This is a genomic window from Paenibacillus sp. NPDC057967, from assembly GCF_042887015.1.
In the GTDB taxonomy this organism is placed as follows: Bacteria; Bacillota; Bacilli; order Paenibacillales; family Paenibacillaceae; genus Pristimantibacillus.
Genome location: NZ_JBHVQB010000011.1, coordinates 51,623 through 73,926, shown reverse-complemented (window position 1 = coordinate 73,926; position 22,304 = coordinate 51,623). Strand labels below are relative to the sequence as shown.

Sequence of the window (22,304 nt, the reverse complement as noted above, 5' to 3'; positions counted from 1 at the left end):
ATTCGCTCCTCCTTACATTAAGCCGAGAACCAGGCTCTCAGCGATTTAATATGGCGAATGATCAACCAGTCAAGCAAGATAACAACGATGATGGATAAGCCTACCAAAGGCATCAAGGCTCCGAATATAAGCATTATGACAAGCACGCCTATTGTAATGCGTTTGTCCTTAGCCCGCGGAGGAGCGCCTAGCTTGCCACTCGGCTTCCGTTTGCGCCACATGAAGTAGGAGCTTAAGGCCAACAGCAATACGCCGAGGGCTGTAATTAGTCCAAGAATTTGATTTGCGAGTCCAAAGAGCCTTCCTTCGTGTAGAGCGATACCCATTGTAATAACCTTCGCCATAATCCCGTAATCATCGAACCGAACATCCGTGAGCACAGCTCCGCTATATTGATCCACGTGCAGTGTGGCATTATCCCCTGGTCTTGAATGTGAAGTAGCGATCGTGTACACGCCTGTATTGCCGCGGGGCAGCGATATCGTATAGGGAGGTGCCACTTCCTGCTTGTCGGCAATCGTCTTTAAATCTTCAACCTTAAGCTTCAGATAGCCTCCAGCACTTGATTCGGGAACCGGAAGGTTCTCGGAAGCCCACGGAACATCCTCGGCAATATCTTTGGTCAAGGTTACTGATTCAGGCTTATCCAAAAAGCTGAGCGCATAGGGCGGGTAATTGGTATTCGTGGAATTGGCGATACGGTCAATTTGACCACCAAGTATTCCGGACCAAGGCAACCCGGATGCAATTAAAATGACGATAAACAAGGAGAGCCAGAAGGCCGGTACAGCATGGAGATCGCGCCAAAACTGGCGGCTTCCCGGCTTGCTGAACCTTGGCAGAATCGTCCCCCAAATTTGGAATCGGTTACGCGGCCACCATAAATATAAGCCGGTTACGACGAGAATAATCGCCCAGCATGCGGCTAATTCGACAAGACGGTTGGCCCACGTACCGCCGATGACGAGCTGACTGTGCATTTTTTTGAAAAACGCCGTAAATGTTTTGTCGCTGTTCATCATGCCGGCAATATGGCCAGTGTAGGGATCTGCATACATTGTCGTTGGGACGTCATTGCGGCTGGCGGATAGCTTAATTGTAGCGGCGGAATCCCCCGAAACTTCAACCGAGGATACTGCAGTCCCAGGGTAAGCTCGTTTTGTCTTTGCAATGATTTCATCAATTGACATCTGTGCTGCGCCAACCTCTCGGACGGTCAGCATGTCCTTATACAAATAGGCTTCGATTTGTGGCTTGAAGAGATAGACTGAGCCGCTGAACGCGAGAATAATTAGAAACGGGGCAAAAATAATACCGGCATAAAAATGCCATCTCCAGACAGATTGGTATAGCGCGGATAGAAGTCTCGGTTTAGAAGTTTTGTTCTCTACCGCGGTTTGTGAAGCAGGGGCAGTGGGGGGATTAAGACTCATGGGGGACCTCCTTGTGAATTTAAAATCTACATTGGTACGACGGTAATTATACGTGGAGGAACTCGATATTCACTATGGCACTTTAGAGTTATAAGTGAATAAAATTTGTCAGAAATGTGAACACGTGAACAATGACGTTAGTTGAGACTGCTAGCTAATATAAGAACCGGATTCCTTGTGAGGGTCCGGTTTTTTCATGCAAACTAAGTAACACATCCGCTTTACCTACAATATGATGAGTCTAGAAATCTAAAGAGGTGAGCCAATGGCAGTCGTAAAAGCCAGGGAACAGGACATTAAGATGTTGGCAAGGTTGCTTCGAGCTGAGGCTGAAACCGAAGGCGAAATGGGCATGCTCCTTGTTGGCAATGTTGGCATTAACCGGATAAGAGGGAATTGCTCCGATTTTAAAGATATCCGGACCATTCCCCAAATGATCAACCAGCCGCATGCGTTCGAAGCGTTGCAACATAGTTTGTATTATCAAAATGCAAGAGAAAGGGAACGCCGTCTGGCGCAACGGTCTGTGAATGGGGAGCGGAATTGGCCAGGCAAATACTCCCTGTGGTATTTCCGCCCAGGATCATTCGAAAATCCCGGACCATGTCCGCCAACTTGGTATAATCAGCCGCTCGCAGGACGATGGAAGAAGCACTGTTTTTATGAACCGACTCCGGGTGAATGTGATAATATCTATAATACGTATTAATTCATGAACGAAATGAGCTCATCAGGATCTCTTAACCAGCCTTGTCGCAGTCATGTGTCAGTTGGCTAGAACTTTATCTCATTAATTGCCGCGAATATCGCGGCTTTTTTGAGTTTAGCGGAATAAAGTTGTGCGTAAGGTTGAAGTACTTGATCCTTACTTCGAATTGATGTATATTAGTTTTTACATTGACATTGCAGTAGGTCTAAAAAGGAGGAGCCATGTCACCACGTACCAAAGAACAGAATGATGCGATCCGGGAGATGCGGATGAACCAAATTATGCAAGCGGCTGCGGAAGTATATTTGGAGAAGGGCATTCAATTGGAAGTACGAGATGTTGCGGTCAAAGCAGAGCTCGGCTATGGAACCGTATATCATTACTACAAAAATAAGCACATGCTTTTGGAAGATTTACTGTGGGATGCCCTGAATCGAACGGAGTCGGCCATACAGCCCGCTATATCGGGGGACGGCAGCAGTTTGCTTAAAGCCACGTCGTTCTCCAGGCTGCTCCTGCGGAATTGCATCCAGGATCCTTCTATATTTATTTTACTTAAAACGGTTTCGGATAATTTTCATCACTTTCCGGGAAACCGGTTCAGCAAGCTGTTTGCCGAATTTCAGGAACGGATCTATTTGCCGTTTGTGGCAATGATTCGTAATGGCATCGATTCCCAATCATCGGATAAAAGGGCTAATCTAATTTTTGGTTCGCTTGTGGGTTACGCGTCATTAAATATCCACCACAACATGCGGAACGAGATCGACGTGGAAGGGATCGTCGATATGATTTTTTCTGGCTTACAGTCAAAGGAGAATTAAAGGAAATGATCATTCTAAAATCGAAAGAAGAAATTGAAGAAATGAGAACAGCCGGCCGAATTGTCGCTGCTTTCCATCAAGCCATTGCAGATCGGATACGGCCGGGTGTCACAACGCTCGATATTGAGACGTTTGCGGTGCGGTTCCTGAAGGAGAATGGCGCCAAGGCTTATACAATAGGCTACAACGGCTATCCGTATGCAACATGTGCGTCTGTCAATGACGTCATTGCACATGGTTTTCCGAGCAGGGAGCCGCTCAAGGAAGGCGACATCGTCACCATCGACATTGTCGCGGAAGCGGATGGCTGGATCGGCGATTCAGCATGGAGTTATGCGGTCGGCGAGGTGACGGAGGAAGCGCGTAAATTGATGCGTGTAACGAAGGAATGCTTATATCTCGGTATCGAAAAAGCGGTTGTCGGAAACCGAATCGGCGATGTGATGCACGCGGTTCAATCCCATGCGGAGCGCAACGGATTCTCAGTGGTGCGCGATCTGCTCGCTCATGGTGTAGGAAGAGAGATGCATGAGGAACCTAACTTTCCCCATGTCGGGAGTCCGGGCAAAGGGTTCCGCTTGAAGGAAGGGATGGTTTTTACAATCGAGCCGATGCTTAATGCCGGAAAAGCGTTAATGACGATTGATGACGACGGATGGACCGCCAGAACGGCTGACGGCTCGCTTTCCGCACAGTACGAGCATACGATAGCCATTACTGCGGAAGGTCCGATTATATTGACCGAACTATGCAAATCAAAATCAGCGTTGATTACAAACTCAATTTGAAAGCTTTAACAGTGGCTAACTAATAAGATCTGCTGGAAGCGATGAGCATCGAACTTAAAATAATCAATTCATTCAACTAAAACTCCGACCTTTGGCACGGAGTTTTAGTTTTTATTGTACTGGGTAATCGAATCGGATTAACCTAGTTGCTGTGAACCATTAAACCACACGGATTTGATCGACAAGGTATCCGAAATATGAGTAGTCGGATCACCGTTGACGAGAATAAGATCAGCGCGCATACCTTCGGTAATACGGCCGCGATCTTGAAGACCAAAGCAACGGGCCGGTTTGCTAGTAGCCGACTGCAGAGCCTCGATCGGAGTGAACCCCGCCTTCACCAGCAGCTGCATTTCGTGGTGGACACTGGCCCCATGAGCAAGTCCGCCAAGGTTCGGAACGGGGACCGGCGCGACATCTGTCCCTACCAGAATATCAACTCCGGCACGGTGAAGGTCTATCACATTCTTAAAGCTGTTTTCCATATTGCCTTGTGGGAACGTATTAAAGCTTGAGTTTAATATATCGATCCAGTCTGGACTCAATTTGGAGTGAACACGCGGATCATTCGCCAATTCCGATGCCGGATTTCCAATAATCGATGAATTCAACACCAAGCATGGTGTAACAAAAGCGCCTGAACCAGCTATGGATTTCACTAACTCGGACGTGTACTCGGGTCTGTCAATAAACAAGTGGCCTAAACCGTCGACTCCAAAGTCGATGGCTTCTTGCGATGAATGAGCCGTCAAGACGTGGGCGATGACCAGCTTATTGAACCTGTGGGCTTCTGTCACGGCTGTTTTTAGAATCTCGTCGCTTAATACTGGCAGGCCAGGTGCACCCATGACCGTTCCTTCTTCAATCATGATCTTAATATAGTCGGCTCCATTCTCCACCTGGGTATGCACATGTTTTATCGCTTCTTCCACTGTCGTCACTTGTGGTATTTCTTCGTGATCGTGAGCGTATGCGGCCAGCATCGCTTCCCGGTCTTCCTCCGATAACTTCGCTAGTTCCTTTAATACGAATTCCGGTATTTCATCTCCATCCGGCAGTAATTCATCCGGGTGTCCGCCCGGAGCGGTGATCGCTGTGCCAGCAGAACGGACGTCTGCGACGTCATTCACATTTTTAAGCTGAATCTCGCGCCCTCTTTTAGTAAAATCGCCGTTCATTTCAAGTTCTGTTGTAACGCCGAATTTCAAGGCATCTCGTAATCCGCCGATTGAAGTGTGGACATGTGCATCAATCAGTCCAGGCATTAATGTTGCATTTTCTCCATCTATAATCGTTGCTTCGGAAGGAAGGTCTCCACCCACTGAAATAATGGACTCCCCTTTAATGGCAACATGTCTGGCCGCAATAATTTGAACTCCATCAAAGATACGTACATTTGTAATCACCGTAACTTGTTCTAACGCAGCATTTTGAGTTGCCTTCTCCATTTGAATTCCTCCTGAGTGTATGCCATTCAACACTTCGAAGTATAACTGTTAGAAACCTAACTGTCAATAAACTAATGTTTGTTTGACAAGCCTATAGGATCGCTGTATAGTTTATTTACTTACAATTAGATTCCTAACAATTACAGGGGGGACGATCATGCAATCCCGGAAGGATACGCCTTATCTGGATTTGTTTCAGATTATCGGTCTTAAGTTAAAGAAAAGAGCAGACGAGAGTATAAAAGAGCTCGGGTTAAATGCTCAACAAGGAAAGGTAATCGACTATATATACGAGAATCAAAATAATCATATTATTCAAAAGGACCTTGCAGATCGGTTTCATCTACGTGGGGCTAGCATTACAAGCATGCTTCAAGGTCTAGAGCAAAAAGGGTTCATCGAACGCAAAATCCCAGCCAATAATGAACGGCAAAAAAATATATATGTAATGCCAAAAGCGATTGAACTGATTGAAGACTTTCAAGATTCATTCCAAAAGGTGGAGGAAGAAATCGTTCAAGTCCTTACCGACGAGGAGAAGCAAGTCTTAAAGAAATTGTTGATCAAAATCAATGAGCGCATATAAAGAAGATGATTCCCTATAACGGTTCATCCTTGTTATCTTCAAAAATATAACTAAAAAATACGCTAAGAAGCTCCTATATACATTAGGAGTTTCTTTGTTTACTTATATTCTATAAAATGCTCTTTATATATATTGACATGTATATACACCGTAATATATATTAAGGACATGAGATCAGCAACCATGCAGTTAACGTTACTTACTCTTGCCGAACCTAATCGATTCAACATTGTTGAATTGCTTAGGAATGGTCCTAAGTCGGTAGGAGAAATCGTCCAAGCCCTAGGTATCAGCCAGCCGCACGTTTCCCGTCATTTACGCATTTTGAGCGAGGCCGGGATGGTGCGCGCACGCAGCAAAGCACAGCTGCGAATTTACAGCCTTGAAGCCGGGCCGTTTCAGGAGCTGGATGAATGGTTTGATTCCTTCAGCATTCTATGGGAAGAACGTCTCGACCATTTTGAGGAGTATATGCAGGATTACAAAAAGAAGGAGGATCTATGACAGGTATCAACAGTTTTATCGCGAGCTACATGCTAAATTACCGCGATGTCTGGAACAAAAGGCTGGATTCCCTTGAAAACTACCTGAAAAGGATGACTGCAGATGAAAAGAAAAACAACCATACGTAAAAATCACGAGCGCAGAGAACTCACTATCGAACGTAACGTTGCGCTTCCTGCCAAGTTTGTATGGGAAGGCTGGACGGAACCCACACATATTACAAAATGGTGGGGGCCGAAAGACTGGACGACAACCGTTTATGAAATGGATGTGCGGCCAGGCGGAGTGTGGCGATACAGCTTAAAAGCGGATGACAATAGCAGCGAAGAGGCCTACTGCAGAGCTGTGTATGATGAGGTAGAGGTACCGCACAAACTGGTGTATACTGACACCTTTGCCGACAGCGAGTGGAATATGGTTACGGACAGTGAAATGTACACAACCGTATTGTTCGAGAAAAAAAGCGAAGGAACACGAATTAGTATCGTGACGCGATTCGCTACTAGCGAACAATTGGACAATGCAGAAGCAATGGGCATGATGGAAGGATTTACGGATGCCTACGATCGACTGGAAGAATACTTAGAAAACTTAATGGGAGGCAGTGACAAGATGGAGACGGTTACTTCAAAGGATGGCACACAGATTGCTTATACCAAACAAGGAACTGGTCCTGCACTCATCTTGGTTTCTTCGGCAGCCGCAGACCATCAAGATGCTTCGCAGTTAGCCGAGCACTTGTCGGTTCATTACACCGTATACAATTACGATCGCCGTGGACGGGGACGCAGTACGGATACTGCTCCTTACGCAGTCGCAAGAGAAGTGGAAGATATCGAGGCTCTAATCGAAGTCGCAGGCGGCCAAGCTTGCCTGTTCGGAAGCTCGTCCGGAGCCGTGTTGGCACTTGAGACAGCAAACCTGCTAGGGAATCGGATCGCAAGTCTCTATTTGTACGAACCGCCGTTCATTATCAACGACAGCCGTAAGCCCGTGCCTGGTGACTACGTTAAACATTTGAATTCATTGATTGAAGCCGGGAACAGATCAGAAGCAGTCGAATACTTCGCCTCCGAGGCTCTAGGTATTCCAGGTGAATACATCGGATACATGAAGGCGGACTCTTCTTGGAACAAGATGGAGTCTCTGGCACATACGCTGGCTTATGATGGACTGATTATGGGAACCACACAGTCGGGGAACCCGCTTCCCGCGAACAGATGGAACATTAGCATTCCAACCTTGATTATGACAGGGGAGAACAGCGAACCGCTATTCCATGACGCGGCAGGCGCGCTTGTCAATCAATTGCCAAAGGCTGCAATTCACTCTCTCGCTGGACAAGACCATTCTGCAGTCATGATGGCTCCTGATGGATTGGCAAAGGCTGTATTTGATTTCAAATCATAAGACATATGGCGCGAGGAGAATGGTACGATGACGGATCTTCAAACACTCAATCGTCTGGTCGGTACTTGGCATATTAGCGGCGGAGCAGAAGGAACGGTAACCTATGAGTGGATGGAAGGCGGACACTTTTTGATTCAGCGCGTCCATCTATCTCAAGATGGACAGGAAGTGAAAGGCATTGAGATGATAGGACACTTGAAACCGTTCGGCGAGAGCGCTAGCGCGGATATTCAATCCCGTTATTACGATACGCTGGGCAATACGTTTGATTATGTTTACGAAATAGAAGGGGATATGCTTGTCATTTGGGCTGGAGGCAAAGGGTCACCTTCTTATTTTAAAGGAGAATTCAGTTCTGATGGAACCACTAATACGGGGGCATGGCATTATCCCGGCGGTGGAGGATATGAATCCACGATGACGAGAGTCTCGACTGAGGGAGGATGGGGTATTGGCTAAGCAGCTGGTCGTTGCAAAACCTTTAACGGTGACTGCCTCCAGATTTGCGCTTGTGTCGATCTTCTCTGGAGCATTGTTCATACTGCTTCTTAGTATTCTTCATCTGCTGCAGCCTGAATTTGATCCGACATGGCGCTTTATCAGCGAATACGCTTTAGGCAACTTTGGTTGGATGATGCACGTGGCTTTTGGATTGCTGGCTGTCGCCCAAATCAGTGTGGCGATTACCATTTTCCCGCATATTCGCACGGTTACGGGATACATTGGACTTGTCATTCTTGGAATTAGTGCAATTGGCGTTATAATCGCTGGGATCTTCGTGACCGATCCTATCTCCATGAGTCCGGATGATGCCACGTTTAATGGCAGGATGCACTCTATCGGAGCGATGCTGGACTATACGCCGGTAGCTGCATTGTTGATTAGCCTTTCGTTATCTCGACTTGATGCTTGGAGACCTATAAAAAACAGACTCCTTACCAGCGCGGTTATTTCAATCATCGCGATGCTCGTTTTCATTCTGCAAATCCCGCAAGACGGGCAATTTGGGCCTGAGGTTTTGGCCGGATTGTTTGGACGCATTTTGATCTTAGCCGACATTGCGTGGCTAATCATTGTCGGGATTCATGCAGCGAAGCTGGGAGCCTCTAACAGATCATAGCAGAGTGAGTGGGTAGCAGGGAGAACGGCATAAACCGTGTTTCGTAAACCGGCTGCATATCGATTGCAGCCGGTTTACTTCTGTTATGGACACGTTCAGTTCAATTACAGTTTGCGGAAGAAAGGGTGTTAGGAATGCCTGCATACGATCATAATCATATTGTCATCACTGGAGCGAGGGAGAATAATCTCAAAGATGTTTCCTTGCGTATACCCAAACGAAAAATCACGATATTCACCGGAGTATCCGGATCTGGGAAGTCTTCCATCGTCTTTGATACAATCGCAGCGGAATCGACGCGGTTGCTGAACGAAAACTTCAGCATGTTTGTGCGAAACTTTCTGCCTCGAATTCCGCAGCCTGATACGGATGCGATAGAGAACTTAAGCATGGCCGTCATTGTGGATCAGAAGAGATTAGGCGGCGGCTCTCATTCTACTGTGGGCACGATTACCGATATTGCTCCGATTGTTCGTCTCCTTTTCTCAAGAGTGGGACAACCTCATATCGGGCAAGCAAGCATGTTCTCGTTCAATGATCCGCAGGGGATGTGTCCGGAGTGCAGCGGATTGGGGCGAAGGCTTGGAGTAAACTTGAACAAAGCAGTGGATATGTCGAGATCACTGCACGAAGGGGCTATTCTGCTTCCAGATTACGCAGTGGACGGATGGGAATGGAATATGGTCATTCAATCGAGTGCTCTAGATCCCGACAAGAAGCTGGACGCCTATTCGGAAGATGAACTTGAGCGTCTTCTATACGCTAAGGCGAGGAAAGTTCAAATGGATTTCGCAGGTAAAGCGATGAATATGACGGTGGAAGGCATTATCGAGAAATTCACCAATAAATACATCAAGCAGGACGTGAAGACGAAGTCCGAACGCACCCAAAAAGCGGTTGCGCCTTTCATCTCCGAGGGTCCGTGCACGAGTTGCCGTGGAGCGAGACTCAGTCAGGCTGCGCTGAGCTGCAGGATTAACGGACACAATATTGCAGAAATGACTTCAATGGAGGTTGGCCAGCTCATAAAACTCGTTCGAGAGATCGATGATGCCGTTGCTGTGCCAATCGTCAGATCCTTGACGGAGCGACTGCAGCATCTTGTAGATATTGGACTGGACTACCTGACATTGGATCGCGCAACGGATACATTGTCCGGCGGCGAGTCCCAGCGCGTGAAGATGGTGAAGCATTTGAGCGGCAGCTTGGTAGATGTCACGTACATATTTGACGAGCCTAGCGTCGGGTTGCATCCTCGCGATGTGCACCGACTGAGCGAACTGCTCCAGCGGCTGCGCGACAAGGGGAATACGGTTATTGTCGTCGAACATGATCCCGATGTCATCAAGGTGGCGGATCATATCGTTGACGTTGGACCTCACGCGGGCAGCAGAGGGGGCAATATCGTGTATGAAGGCAGCTTCCATGGCTTGCTGGAATCTGGTACGCTGACAGGCAAGCATATGAGACGCCCGCTTGTCCTGAAGCAAGATTGCAGACAGCCGTCCGGCAAGCTGTCGATTCGGAACGCATCTCTTCATAATTTGCGGAACGTGAACGTAGATATTCCTACCGGAATATTAACAGTCGTAACCGGAGTGGCTGGTTCGGGGAAAAGCACGTTGATTAACGAGTTATTCCTGAATCAGCATCCGGAAGCAATCGTCATCGACCAATCCGCAGTTGGTGTGTCTACTCGGTCGAATCCCGCGACGTATACGGGCATCATGGATGACATTCGCAAAGCGTTCGCTTCCGCCAATAAAGTGAATCAAGGCTTATTTAGCTTTAACTCCAAGGGAGCATGCGAGAGCTGTCAAGGGCTAGGCGTTGTGTATACGGATCTTGCTTTTCTCGACAGCGTGAAGCTGCCATGTGATGCATGCGGCGGTAAACGTTTCAAGGAAGAGGTGTTAGCATACAACCTTCATGGAAAGTCTATAGCGGATGTGCTGGAGATGACGGTAGAACAGGCCCTGGACTTCTTCCAGCTGAAGGACGTCTTGCGTAAGCTTCAGGCGATGAGCGATGTCGGTCTGAATTATATTACGCTTGGTCAGCCGCTCAGTACACTATCGGGCGGAGAATGTCAGCGCATCAAGCTGGCCAGCGAGCTTCATAAGGATGGAAGCATCTATGTGATGGACGAACCAACGACAGGCTTGCATATGTCGGATATCGGTCTTCTTATGGATATCATGAACCGGCTCGTGGAAAGGGGCAATACGGTCATCGTCATTGAGCATAACCTTGACGTGATCAGCCAGGCTGACTGGATTATCGACATGGGTCCTGATGGAGGCAGCAGGGGCGGCCAGATCGTATTTGAGGGGATGCCTTCGCAAATCATTCAAGCGAAACAATCGCTAACAGGGAGATATTTAAAGTAAGATCAGTAACAGTTATGGTGGCGGCACTGAAGTGGGAGACTTGGAAAATCACATGGGGCGTATGAAATGGAAGTGGTAAAATTTGTTTATAATTAAATGATCCATGGATGACTCACAAAGGGTTATGTCACACTATAGAAGTGAAATTGGATTTCAACTTTTCACGCGATAGGAGATGTCTTTCGTGAATACTGCTGTTAACGGGATACGATGAAGATGGTTTCCCTTTTTGATTATACGCCGGCCTTTGGCTTTTCACCGCGAAACAGCAGCTTCTTAGGAGGCTGCTTGTTCGCGGTATTTTTATGTCCAATAAATAACATTACTTTTTTGGTGAGGATCGGTTCAATGATTGATTGAAATAATTAGCTAAATTGAAGCTGAAACGCCGCCGATAGGTTGATATTCGGAAGCGCCAGAGCTTTGGGAGCGTTACCTTATACGTAAAGGGGAGGATACAAGAAATGAACAACCATGATGAAAGCTTTGTAAAGCCCGAAATACTAGCGCTTGTTTTGAGTAAAATGCTCGATAAAACGATAATCCGCGCAGATTATCAACTCAAAGAGCTGCAAGGCGGGACAGTAGGAGCTGTTCGGCTTGTAACGGGCATGGCTGAAGTTTCCGACGGTGAAAGTTTGCCGTATAGGGTGGTTTGGAAAACACAGAGAAAATGGGAACGCTACGGCGACCCAGATTCATGGCGCAGGGAATACGACCTTTATACATCGGATTTCGGTGAATCTTTCACTGAATCGCTCTGCTGGCCAGAATGCTATCACGCAGAGATGAACGGCGATGAGATACAGCTATGGATGGAATATATCGATGGGGTATCAGGCTTAGATCTGACTTCGGATATGTATGCACGTATAGCCGAGGAATTGGGGCGATTTCAAGGCAAGCTATACACTGAACGACCAGACGTAATGCAGAATCTGTCCAACTTAAGCAAGGTTGAGCTTACGAAAAACTTCTATCTGCGGTATCGGTCATGGGATGTTGTGTATGATTACATACGCTCCGATGACTGCGGAATTCCGAAGCATCTGTGTAAAATGCTCATAAACATAGATAATAACGCGGATGAAATATTCAGTCGCATTGAAAAGCTGCCAATAGTGCTTTGCCACAGAGATTTTTGGGTGGCCAACCTATTCTATTCGGACAATAAAATCGTACTTATTGATTGGGATACCGCCGGATGGGGTTACATGGGCGAGGATATCGCGAGTTTAATAACGGATGAAGTGGACGTCTCTCATATGATTGAGTACTACCAAAAATGCATTCCAGCGTATTACAGGGGCTTCTCGGAATATGCGGATGTGTCCCATATCTCCGATCATTGTATCCATGAACTAATCCTTGTTATGTTCGGATACAGGCTTGTGGATTGGTATAAATTCGCTGAGTCGCTCGAAGATAAAGCAATGCACCTTAATACCTTACAAAAAATCTATGAAATGAATAACAGATAGATAAATGTAACGATTGAGCCAAACGATTGGAAGCGATATGCCAAGGAATAAAGCAGGGAATACCTGCAGCAGCGAAAACAAGCTCGCAGCTTTACTGCTTACAGGAAAGATCAGTAGTCTTGTTTCAATTAGAAGATGGTAAGTGGAAACTACAAGGCATAACAGATAGATGGCAGTAAGAAAAAGGAGACCCTGACTCGAATAATCTTGCATACATTGCTATGAAGTCGGCAGTAATTGATAAGATCGAGTCGGTTTAGCGCGGCTGAATAGAACAGCAAAGGTGTTCAATCCAGGACCGACAGACTCAGGCTGGATGATTGATGAATTAAAAAAACAAGGCAGCCGATCAGCGTGATGGGCTGTTTGTTCAATTTACGGGCATGAAAATAATAAATTTTATAAAAGAAACTTTCAAAGTTAGAAGTTGTTGTTCTGTTTAATTAGTGCAAGATTCCTTGCTTTTATAGCTTATCGCTACAACTTCTTTATTTGCAATAGTCGAGTCTGTTATAATCTCTCCTAGCAAGATATTCCCAACGATATAATTGATTGTTAATTGTTCATTAATGATACCCATGCGCTTAACTCTCATCAATTTCTATCTGGTATAGACTTGAGGTTTAAGTAACATCTATAAGCTGCATTACTATTTGAAAGAGGTGACTACCATGAATTTTTTGATTTTTATTTTAATTCTGGGTTTCTTGTATATTATTTTCTACCTTCAAGCGATATATCTATCTTTAAAGGAAATAGAACAAAAGATCACTGGAAAATAACTCAATGTAAGGTAACAGTTCTTTGCATTTTTTGTACAACTACTGCAAAGCAGCAGTTTATTTTTCTGCTAGACTTATGTATGGAAGGAGGACCATTAGTGGAGTGGCTTGATCGAATGAATGCGGCAATTGACTATATTGAGGGCAACCTGAGTGGGGAAATCGATTATCAGCAAGCTGCAAAAGCAGCTTGTTGCCCGAATTTTCATTTCCAACGAATGTTTGCCTTTATATCAGAGGTGACGCTTTCTGATTATATCAGAAGAAGGCGGCTGACACTTGCTGCTTTTGAGCTGCAACAAAGCAACAAAAGTGTGATTGAAATTGCGCAAACCTATGGTTATAAATCTCATGCTGCTTTTACGCGAGCATTCCGTGAGCTGCACGGGATTTCACCAACATCAGCTCGTAAATCAGGGGTAAACCTGAAGGCTTATCCACGTATGTCTTTCCATATTTCGATTAAGGGGAGGGCAGAGATGAACTACAGAATTGAAAAAAATCCTGGATTTTCAGCTGCAGGCTTCAAAAATTGCGTGAATACGGATCATGCGTACCATTCCATACCTAAGCTCTGGCAAGAAGCACAAATGAACGGCATTGGCGACAAATTACTTGGTTTAATGGGTGAAAACTCAGAAAAAGCACCTAATGGCATATTGGGCATTTTAACAGAAGGTGACTGGGGTAAGAATGATACTTTCTTCTATTACTTGGCGGTACAATATGAAAAAGAAACACCTGAGGATATGGAAAAGTTAACATTCCCTGAGGGCCAATGGGTTGTATTCGAAGCCCAAAATCCTGCCGACCTCGTAAGCACTTGGAAGTGTTTGTATACGGATTGGGTTCCAACATCTGATTATGTACTGGCAGACCTGCCAGCAGTTGAATGCTTTTATCCTCCAGGACACTCTCCTCAAAATGAACTGTGGGTTCCTATTACTCAGAAAGGAAGATGACTATGGCTAAATTGAAAAAAAATGAATTTGTTGAGTTTGGTCCGTACAAGATGGTTGGAAAAGAAATAAGAACCAAGATTGAAAACTTTAATCCTGTTTTCCCATCAAAATATCCAACGATTCCATCGTTGTGGCAACAATGCTTCTCCGACGGAACATTTGATACGCTTGCAAACATGACTGAATATTGCCCTGCCGAAACGCCGAATGGATATGAGGGGTACGTAAGAGATTTCAACAGTGAGGATGGAACATTTACATACGTTGCAGGTTTTTTAATGAAAGTGAATACACCTGTGCCTGATGGATATGTAGCATATGACATACCAGCTTGTACCATTGCAAAAACTTGGATTGAGGGCGAAGAGCATGAGATCTACCCGAATGCAGATCAACTGACAATAGAAGCCATTCGTCAAAATGGCTATGAAGTAGATTGGCAAAATTACTTTAAATGTGAAGTTTATACGGATCAAAGATTTGGAATGCCTCAAAGAAGTGGACAGAAAGTACTGATACTTGATATTTATATACCGATTAAACAAGTGTAGCTAAACAAACGAAGACATTAGTTTTACATACAGGCTGCAATTGGTACATTTACAACCAATAAAAGAATTCTCCAGAAGTGGAGGGTTCTTTTTATTTTAGCCAACGAAAGGCGCTGCTATTTATCTCCATTTGCGAAACGGGTATTTTACTTAGGATTCTTATCCATATCATTCCATTGTGAGTTTTCATAATCTATTTAATCACAGATATGGAGGTTGATAGAATTGGCAAATCGAGATGTGAGATTGACTCTGTTCAGAGATAATAACTTTTCTGGGAGAAGGATTTTATTTAGACGCGGCGGAGTTGCGATCAGAGACTTAAACGCATTTGTTTTCAATGATGAGCTCTCTAGCTTTAGATTGCGCAATGTTGTAAATAGAAGACAAGTGACGCTTGTACTATTCTCAGATATTAATTTCAGAGGCTCCTTCCGTGTATTCCGCGGCAATCAGAACGTAGCTAGCCTGGGGGATTTTAACGATTTAACTTCTTCCCTCGTTCTTGTAGGACGCAATCTGACGAATGCTCAGATTAACGAGATTCGTCGTACGGGGACACCGCCAAGAGATGTATTAATCATTCGCCAATAAGGTTGTTGCCAAGCGTCAACGTTTGTTGACTCCCTTGAGACAACAAGCTTGCATAGAAAATCAAGCTAAAGCGATTCCTGACAGCTGCTGTCGGAATCGCTTTTTACCTACGACTATCATCGACCGCAACAAAAGCCAAATAACTAGTTAGCTGCAAATGAACAGAAAAGCGTTTTTGTTCCATTTCTACTACCAGTCATTCCATGATTACGTTAATAAAAAATAAAACCAGCACAACTATGTGCTGATGGTGAAAACTGTAATATTATATATGCGACCGCGGAGCAAAACGATAGTGGATAAAGGGAGAAGAACTGAATGATTACTCTCAGACAATTACGCTGGAAAACAGACGCGCCATATTTAACTTGGCTGCTGGATTTGTTATGCGGCCGATAACTTCGTCGCTAAAAAGCTTTATGAAAGCTTTGGCTTTCGTGAGAACTAAATACTGAAGCTTTGAAACCGGATGAATGCGCCAATTTGATATTAAATGTTATTAAATCAAATCACGCTACGCTTCGGGGCATTTGACAGAGTTCATTACGCTGACGGTGAAAGAGAGTTCTGCAATGCAATCCAGGAGCAGCTGCCGCTAAATTACACTTAACTTGATGTATGGTTTATTTTACATTGTGTATATCAAACTTTACTCATATCGAGAAGGCGTTCCGCTTGTTCTTTCAGGAGAAAAAAACAATCTTTTATTTTCTCAGCACTTTTCTGATCTTTGGTTCTTATTGTTTGTACGTATTTCGGACCGCGCCATTCGGCGCGCTTGATCAAGAGGACCCCTTTCGCTTCTGGGGACTCTTCGTCGTCGTGCTCATTCCGGTCATCGTCGCAGCGAAGATTATTCTGCATATTCTCTTCTCGATTATTAACCGGATAGCGACGAACGAAGACGAGCCTTAAGAGTATGGGAGTAGAAAGATTAATCGGGGCATATTGAATGGCGATGCAAGGATGAACTCCTTCAGCATCGCCATTCCTTTATTTTTGCTGTTTTAATCAAGAAAGCGATCCCAAGGAGTGGCTTTTACGCTTAATTGTGGATGCCAGCCATTACATGCCAGCTGCCGGGAGCGGACAATGTATAAAAATATTGACCTGCTGTCGTTCCTGTAACGATAGGGATTACAGGTGCGCCTGATGCGCCAGGATAGACGTATTGCTGAGAGGACAGGGAAATGGTTTTTGAACCGACCCATACGTTCGTGCAAGATGAGGTGGATGTTGTGGTACATTCTTTTTTGTACACGTTGACGGTAAGAGTGTCGTAATATTGACCGGTGTTGACGATTACGCCGTTGCCAAAATAGATGGTACCGCCACTGAGGTTGTAGATCGGGCTCGTATAAGAAAAAGCAGCGGATGCCGACGACACGAATGAAACCATTAGGGCTACCATCAGCACGACGGAGATAAAAGCTCTTTTCATCACGGTACCTCTAATCATTCGATCCGAAATAACTTGCTGTTCCATCATCATTAACGATTCCTCCTTAGAATGGACTTTCAGTCAAGCGAATGGATACAAAATCGAGTCATCTTGCAAATTGTTCATTCAATAAGTTCCATATTCTCCTTTCCAAAGAGTTTGAAGTTCATTGTCCAACTCACTATGGAAAGGGAAGAGTGTAACAACGCTGAGAGAGTGAAAGGAGGACGCTTACATAGATTCTATTTTATGTATGTTTCATTCTCAATAGGAATATAGACATATTTACCTTTCGACAAATGAGGAGCAGGGAGACAGCATAATGGGGAAGGCAGCCGACATCGTGTAAAAGAAAACAGCGCCTGGTCACAATAACCAAACGCTTTCATCTAAACAGCTATTCTTCACACGAGTGGATTAACGCAATTTCAATTTAGCTAAGTCATGTTGCAAGACATTGTTTCCTTCCTGTGGGTCAAATGCAATATCGCTAAGTCCAAAAACATTTGTCACAACATCCTTATCTTTTGGATGAACTATTCTTACTTCATAAGCAAATGTTGAGGGAGTAAGCTCAAATGATCTAAAGGTTCTGTATTGATTAGGTGGTATTGTTTGAGTTGTAGGATCAGCCATCGATATTAAAACAGGGGAACCGGATGACCAGTCAAACATTTGAACTGTTACTGATCGCGAATCATTAGGATCAACGTTCATTGCTTCAACAGTAAGAAATTCAGTACTCGAGTGTCTTCGTAACACGCCAGTTGATAAAATCTTTGTTTTATGACTCAATAAAATCCCTCCTTTCATTTTCGATTAAGACAAGTTTCCATACTCTAATATATGATTCAAAAAAGATAATGATATGGACAAATAGGGAAGCTATATATAAATGGTAATATCCAAAGCTTATTTACTAAATCATAGATTCTTTTATAAGACCATATTCTTGTCATCTCCAAATGTTAAAAATATGTTCCGCTGACTGATTCATTTCACGATGGCTGTCGCGATGGCTGCTGTATTATCGGGGTGCTGTTCCTCAGTTCAAAAGATGTACTATGTGATTTCAGAGAGACTTAGGAGGGGGAATCTTACTGGAAGTAAACTCTCAATCCTATTAAAATATGTTATACTATTCCATATATATTCATTGATGGAGGGGAATATGAAGCTTCTGATTATCGAGGACGATATTGCGATAGCGTATACCATTGCAAGAGTTATGCAGGATGAAGGGCATAAGGTTACGGAGTGTTACAGCGGAGATGAGGGCTTGCATCACGCATTGTACGGCGAGTTCGATTTAATTATTTTGGATATTATGCTGCCTAAGGTTGATGGATTTACGTTTATCCAAGAGCTGAGGAAGCAAAATGTGGATACCCCGATTCTGTGCCTGACAGCCAAAGACGCATTGAACGACCGGATAAAGGGGTTAACGATCGGAGCGGATGATTATATGGTAAAGCCTTTCGAGATTCCGGAGCTGATCGTCAGAGGTAAAGTGCTGCTGCGCCGTTATGGCAAGGTTAATCTAGAAGAGCAAATTAGCTACGGCCCGATTGTTATTCAAGTTCGGAACCGAGTCATAACGGTTACAGGAGAAGAGCTGACTTTAACAGAAAAGGAATTTGAGCTGCTTGAGTATCTGCTCATGAATAAAGAACAGATCGTGACGAAGGAGCAAATCTATAACCGGATTTGGGGACTCGATTCGGAAGCGGGAATTGGCATCGTGGAGCTTTATATCCATTATCTTCGGAAGAAGCTGTCCTCATGGCATGCCGATCAACATATCCAAACCGTAAGAGGTTTGGGCTACATACTCAGAATAAACGAGTAGCAGTTCAAAGGGAAATCAAAGCTTTATCGTGTATATTCTTCTTATACGCTTAGAGGGGAGATGAATGAATGAACTTTGTAAGACAGATGTTTAAGAACACCAGATTGACTATTCTTTTGACAGCGGGATTACTTGTTTTGCTGATTGCAGGCGGTTCGTTATGGTGGGCTGATCAGCAGTCAAAGAACTTTGCCAATATGATGCAGAAGATAGTGGTTGCCAGTCTGAATGAGGACCCCGAAACACAGCTTTATTTTGGTTTAGAAGATGTGAATGGTCTCGGGTGGGATCCCACTAAGCTTTCCGTTTACTCAGATGACTATTACCAAAAAAAATACGATGATATTGAACAATTTTTAGGAGAATTGAATACATATAACGCTGCCAAGCTGTCCTCGAAAGACAAGCTTACCTATGATATCGTCAAATGGCAACTAATCACGTCACAACAATTGAACCAAAACTCGGATATGGACACAGACGTATATTTTTCTCTCATTAATTTCGCGCCAGCTTTTGCTAATAACTATCCGATTCGTAACCAAGCAGATGCCGAAAATTATATTGTTGCGCTGAATGGGTTTTCCGACAAGGTCGCACATATCATAGACAGAATTCAGGGCAAACAAGAGAAAGGATTCATTCCTTCTTCAGAATTTTTAAAGGAAATACGCACGAGCTACGAAAATTTAAAGAAGACGAAACCGGAGGAATCGGTTTTGTACACTTCATATGTAGAGAAATTATCGGAGATAAAGCTCGAACCGTTCAAAGAAGAGGAACTGAAAAAGGAGCTTCTACAGACTATAAGCGATCATGTACTGCCTTCTTACGGCAAAGTTGCCGTTTTGATCGAAAATGATTTTTTGAATCAAGCATCCCTGAGTCAGGGGCTTTGGAGTCAGCCGGGTGGCGACGAATATTATTCTGCCCAACTTAGATTTTACACGAGCACGGACTTCAGCCCTCTGGAAATGAATGAGATCGCCAAACGCAGAGCAGAAGAGAATGTAAAGGAGCAAAGAGGCTCTGTCTCGTGGAACACAGTAAAAGGAGATGAATTACTGCAAACCGTTAACGACTGTATCTCGGAAGTAAAGCACAAATTATCCGATTGGTTTGAAGAAGCACTTATTCCCGACAATCCAGTGGATGTACAGTTATATCCGGCTCCGCTATCTAATATAGGCGCGTTTTATATCCGCCCATCTATTAATGGCGATAGGAATGGAAGATTTTTTTTCCCGCCCGACATACCGTTTTTCGAAGATTCTGCCAAAATGTTTGCGATGCATGAAGGCGTTCCAGGACACCATTTTCAATATTCCATTCAATACAACCAAACGGAAATTCCATTAGTCCGGAAAATGACTAGTTTACCCGGATTCACAGAAGGATGGGCCACCTATGTGGAAACTTTAGGCGTAGAGATGGGCTTGCTTAATCAGGCGACGGTTCAAGAACATCTGCTATATTTTCACGTTGGAACGGTTATTGACACGGGCATTAATGGGCTGAGATGGACAAGAGAACAAGCTAATGAATACCTGGTAAGCATGACTGGAAAGAAATCAGATGCCTTTATTGACAGCGTCATTGCTTTTCCGGGACAGACAACGAGCTATTCCATCGGATATGATCAATTTCAATCCCTACGAGAGAAAGCGGAAAGCGAACTCGGGGATCGTTTCGATATTAAAACTTTTCATTCCGTTCTTCTTCGAAACGGTAGTATGCCATTTCCGATATTGGAGCAGCAAGTGAATCAGTATATCAAGTCCGCCAAATAAAAGGAGAAGAGACCCCGATATGATCAAACGCACGCTAGTACGAATGACGATCTGGAACAGTGCGGTCGTATTTTGCCTGCTCATCATACTGGGGGGAGCGTTATACGGGCTGGCGCGTTATCGGATCTATTCCGACATTGACCGTCATCTCGTGTTTAATATGGACAACTTGTATCAATATACGCTACCCAACGGGGAACATGTCCTTAACGTTAACTGGGATGAACCGGAACGATTTTTTATGACATTTTATTGGGATTCCAACGATACCTTGATTGGAAGCATATATTATAAATCGCCATATGACAAATTAGCTTCAAAACTTCGGGAAAAACAAGGCCACATGGAGCCGGAGTCGATACGTGTGGGTAAGAGAACCTTTCGATTCGTAAGCAGACCTTATCTAGGCAATTTGCCAATGATAGAGAAGCTGTCTGATACAGCGCCTTTGAAAACACTTCAGGCAATTACGGAAATTTCTACAGAGATCCATTATTTGAAACTGTTATTAAGGAATATTAGTACCGGAATTGGTATCGGCGCGTTATTATCTGTCATCGCAGGTTACGGATTGGCTAGACGGGCGCTCATTCCGATTCAGAAAGCCTGGGACAAGCAGCGGCAATTTGTTGCAGATGCCTCTCACGAGCTGAGGAGCCCGCTTTCGGTCATCCGGGGGCAAACACAAATATTGTTACGCCATCCCGTTCATACGATCGAGGAAGAGAGCGCTCCAATTTCAGCCATTTTGAGTGAAACGAAAAGAATGAGAAACATGGTAGACGGTCTGCTTCTTCTGGCAAGAGGCGATTCACATGAGGAAGTCATCTTATGCCAACCTGTGCGAGTTGACGGAATCATGAAAGAGATTGCAAAAAAAATGGAGCCAATCATTGATTATAAAAAGCTGCGGTTAGAGCTTCATGTCGAAGGCTCGGAATTGCTCATAAATGGTGATGAGGATCGTCTTATACAGCTGTTCATGATTGTGCTCGACAATGCCATTAAATTTACGCAGGCGGATGGACAAATAAATCTTGGGTGCCTTAGGCAGGGAAAGTCGGTACTCGTAACCGTCAAGGATAACGGAGTGGGTATTTCGGAACATGATTTGCCGCTGGTATTTAACCGCTTTTATAAGGGAGATTCCTCTAGAGATAGAGGGTATCATGGAGCGGGTCTAGGGCTATCGATCGCGCATTGGATCGTCGACCAACACCAAGGTTCTATCCACATTAACAGCGCCTTAGAGCGTGGTACAGAAGTTATAATTCGTTTTCCGTTGATTAGTTAATTAATAGAGTGGATAGGATACCGCGGCAGCCGACCAGACAATCGGCTGCCGTTTTCGTGTAAATGACACTCTTTCTAGGAATATAGAACTAAATATTTATATAGGAATATAGTACCAATTTTGTGAATGCAGGAAAGGCCCTTTAAAGTAATGACTGGAAATTATATAAGAATAAATAATTTTTCATCAAAAATATAAAAAGTGGATACTCCTAACCGATATAGTAATAGTGACAATAAAAGACATCTTTGTCGTATTACTGAATCGATAGTCTTAAATAAATGATCCTTTTGCTGGCTTACTCATCACGATATGAAATGTAAGCTAGGTAATTATCGCTACTTATAT

General features: G+C 44.3%; 21 protein-coding genes. 17 read left to right on the top strand and 4 right to left on the bottom strand.

Annotated features, from left to right (window positions below; genetic code table 11):
- Window positions 1–17: 17 nt before the first annotated feature.
- Window positions 18–1,433, bottom strand: a complete 1,416-nt coding sequence (locus tag ACFVSO_RS24985; RefSeq protein ID WP_387479102.1) for a PepSY-associated TM helix domain-containing protein — start codon at window positions 1,431–1,433, stop codon at window positions 18–20.
- A 265-nt stretch (window positions 1,434–1,698) separates the two neighbouring features.
- Between ACFVSO_RS24985 and ACFVSO_RS24980 the strand changes: the two genes are divergently transcribed.
- The 3 genes from ACFVSO_RS24980 (at window position 1,699) to map (ending at window position 3,754) form a co-directional block, all read left to right on the top strand.
- The gene (locus ACFVSO_RS24980) at window positions 1,699–2,142 is read left to right on the top strand and encodes a cell wall hydrolase (RefSeq protein WP_387479099.1); all 444 of its coding nucleotides are present in this window, start codon (window positions 1,699–1,701) and stop codon (window positions 2,140–2,142) included.
- A 221-nt stretch (window positions 2,143–2,363) separates the two neighbouring features.
- Window positions 2,364–2,966 (top strand): TetR/AcrR family transcriptional regulator, encoded by a 603-nt coding sequence (locus ACFVSO_RS24975; RefSeq protein ID WP_387479096.1) that lies wholly within the window; start codon window positions 2,364–2,366, stop codon window positions 2,964–2,966.
- Between the two features lie 5 nt (window positions 2,967–2,971).
- The gene (gene map / locus ACFVSO_RS24970; protein ID WP_387479093.1) at window positions 2,972–3,754 is read left to right on the top strand and encodes a type I methionyl aminopeptidase; all 783 of its coding nucleotides are present in this window, start codon (window positions 2,972–2,974) and stop codon (window positions 3,752–3,754) included.
- A 137-nt stretch (window positions 3,755–3,891) separates the two neighbouring features.
- Here the strand turns inward: map and ACFVSO_RS24965 are convergent, their stop codons facing one another.
- A complete protein-coding gene (locus tag ACFVSO_RS24965; RefSeq protein WP_387479090.1) occupies window positions 3,892–5,202 on the bottom strand; it encodes an amidohydrolase family protein in 1,311 nt (436 codons plus the stop codon).
- Between the two features lie 157 nt (window positions 5,203–5,359).
- Between ACFVSO_RS24965 and ACFVSO_RS24960 the strand changes: the two genes are divergently transcribed.
- The 11 genes from ACFVSO_RS24960 (at window position 5,360) to ACFVSO_RS24910 (ending at window position 16,497) form a co-directional block, all read left to right on the top strand.
- Entirely contained in the window at window positions 5,360–5,788 is a 429-nt protein-coding gene (locus ACFVSO_RS24960; RefSeq protein WP_387479087.1) for a MarR family winged helix-turn-helix transcriptional regulator, read from the top strand.
- Between the two features lie 183 nt (window positions 5,789–5,971).
- Entirely contained in the window at window positions 5,972–6,292 is a 321-nt protein-coding gene (locus tag ACFVSO_RS24955; RefSeq protein ID WP_387479084.1) for an ArsR/SmtB family transcription factor, read from the top strand.
- Window positions 6,293–6,394: 102 nt separating this feature from the next.
- Entirely contained in the window at window positions 6,395–7,702 is a 1,308-nt protein-coding gene (locus tag ACFVSO_RS24950) for an alpha/beta fold hydrolase (RefSeq protein WP_387479081.1), read from the top strand.
- Between the two features lie 27 nt (window positions 7,703–7,729).
- On the top strand, window positions 7,730–8,161 hold the full coding sequence (locus ACFVSO_RS24945; RefSeq protein WP_387479078.1) for a hypothetical protein: 432 nt from the start codon (window positions 7,730–7,732) through the stop codon (window positions 8,159–8,161).
- Window positions 8,154–8,822, top strand: coding sequence for a DUF998 domain-containing protein (locus tag ACFVSO_RS24940; RefSeq protein WP_387479075.1), 669 nt, complete (start codon window positions 8,154–8,156; stop codon window positions 8,820–8,822). The genes ACFVSO_RS24945 and ACFVSO_RS24940 overlap by 8 nt, the downstream gene beginning before the upstream one ends.
- A 134-nt stretch (window positions 8,823–8,956) precedes the next feature.
- Window positions 8,957–11,212 (top strand): ATP-binding cassette domain-containing protein, encoded by a 2,256-nt coding sequence (locus ACFVSO_RS24935; RefSeq protein WP_387479072.1) that lies wholly within the window; start codon window positions 8,957–8,959, stop codon window positions 11,210–11,212.
- Window positions 11,213–11,676: 464 nt separating this feature from the next.
- Window positions 11,677–12,693: an aminoglycoside phosphotransferase family protein gene (locus ACFVSO_RS24930; RefSeq protein WP_387479069.1), complete on the top strand. Its 1,017-nt coding sequence runs from the start codon at window positions 11,677–11,679 to the stop codon at window positions 12,691–12,693.
- An 880-nt stretch (window positions 12,694–13,573) separates the two neighbouring features.
- Window positions 13,574–14,437: an AraC family transcriptional regulator gene (locus ACFVSO_RS24925; RefSeq protein ID WP_387479066.1), complete on the top strand. Its 864-nt coding sequence runs from the start codon at window positions 13,574–13,576 to the stop codon at window positions 14,435–14,437.
- A 2-nt stretch (window positions 14,438–14,439) separates the two neighbouring features.
- On the top strand, window positions 14,440–14,988 hold the full coding sequence (locus ACFVSO_RS24920) for a GyrI-like domain-containing protein (RefSeq protein WP_387479063.1): 549 nt from the start codon (window positions 14,440–14,442) through the stop codon (window positions 14,986–14,988).
- Window positions 14,989–15,213: 225 nt separating this feature from the next.
- A complete protein-coding gene (locus ACFVSO_RS24915; protein ID WP_387479060.1) occupies window positions 15,214–15,582 on the top strand; it encodes a hypothetical protein in 369 nt (122 codons plus the stop codon).
- Between the two features lie 675 nt (window positions 15,583–16,257).
- Window positions 16,258–16,497, top strand: coding sequence for a hypothetical protein (locus ACFVSO_RS24910; protein WP_387479057.1), 240 nt, complete (start codon window positions 16,258–16,260; stop codon window positions 16,495–16,497).
- A gap of 130 nt (window positions 16,498–16,627) precedes the next feature.
- Here the strand turns inward: ACFVSO_RS24910 and ACFVSO_RS24905 are convergent, their stop codons facing one another.
- Complete coding sequence (locus ACFVSO_RS24905) at window positions 16,628–17,074, bottom strand: hypothetical protein (RefSeq protein WP_387479054.1); 447 nt, start codon at window positions 17,072–17,074, stop codon at window positions 16,628–16,630.
- A gap of 366 nt (window positions 17,075–17,440) precedes the next feature.
- Window positions 17,441–17,836, bottom strand: a complete 396-nt coding sequence (locus tag ACFVSO_RS24900; RefSeq protein WP_387479051.1) for a hypothetical protein — start codon at window positions 17,834–17,836, stop codon at window positions 17,441–17,443.
- Window positions 17,837–18,194: 358 nt separating this feature from the next.
- On the opposite strand from ACFVSO_RS24900, the gene ACFVSO_RS24895 reads away from it, so the two are divergent.
- The 3 genes from ACFVSO_RS24895 (at window position 18,195) to ACFVSO_RS24885 (ending at window position 21,956) form a co-directional block, all read left to right on the top strand.
- On the top strand, window positions 18,195–18,872 hold the full coding sequence (locus ACFVSO_RS24895) for a response regulator transcription factor (protein ID WP_387479048.1): 678 nt from the start codon (window positions 18,195–18,197) through the stop codon (window positions 18,870–18,872).
- Window positions 18,873–18,940: 68 nt separating this feature from the next.
- Complete coding sequence (locus tag ACFVSO_RS24890) at window positions 18,941–20,662, top strand: DUF885 domain-containing protein (protein WP_387479045.1); 1,722 nt, start codon at window positions 18,941–18,943, stop codon at window positions 20,660–20,662.
- A 19-nt stretch (window positions 20,663–20,681) separates the two neighbouring features.
- The gene (locus ACFVSO_RS24885; RefSeq protein WP_387479042.1) at window positions 20,682–21,956 is read left to right on the top strand and encodes a sensor histidine kinase; all 1,275 of its coding nucleotides are present in this window, start codon (window positions 20,682–20,684) and stop codon (window positions 21,954–21,956) included.
- Window positions 21,957–22,304 lie beyond the last annotated feature (348 nt).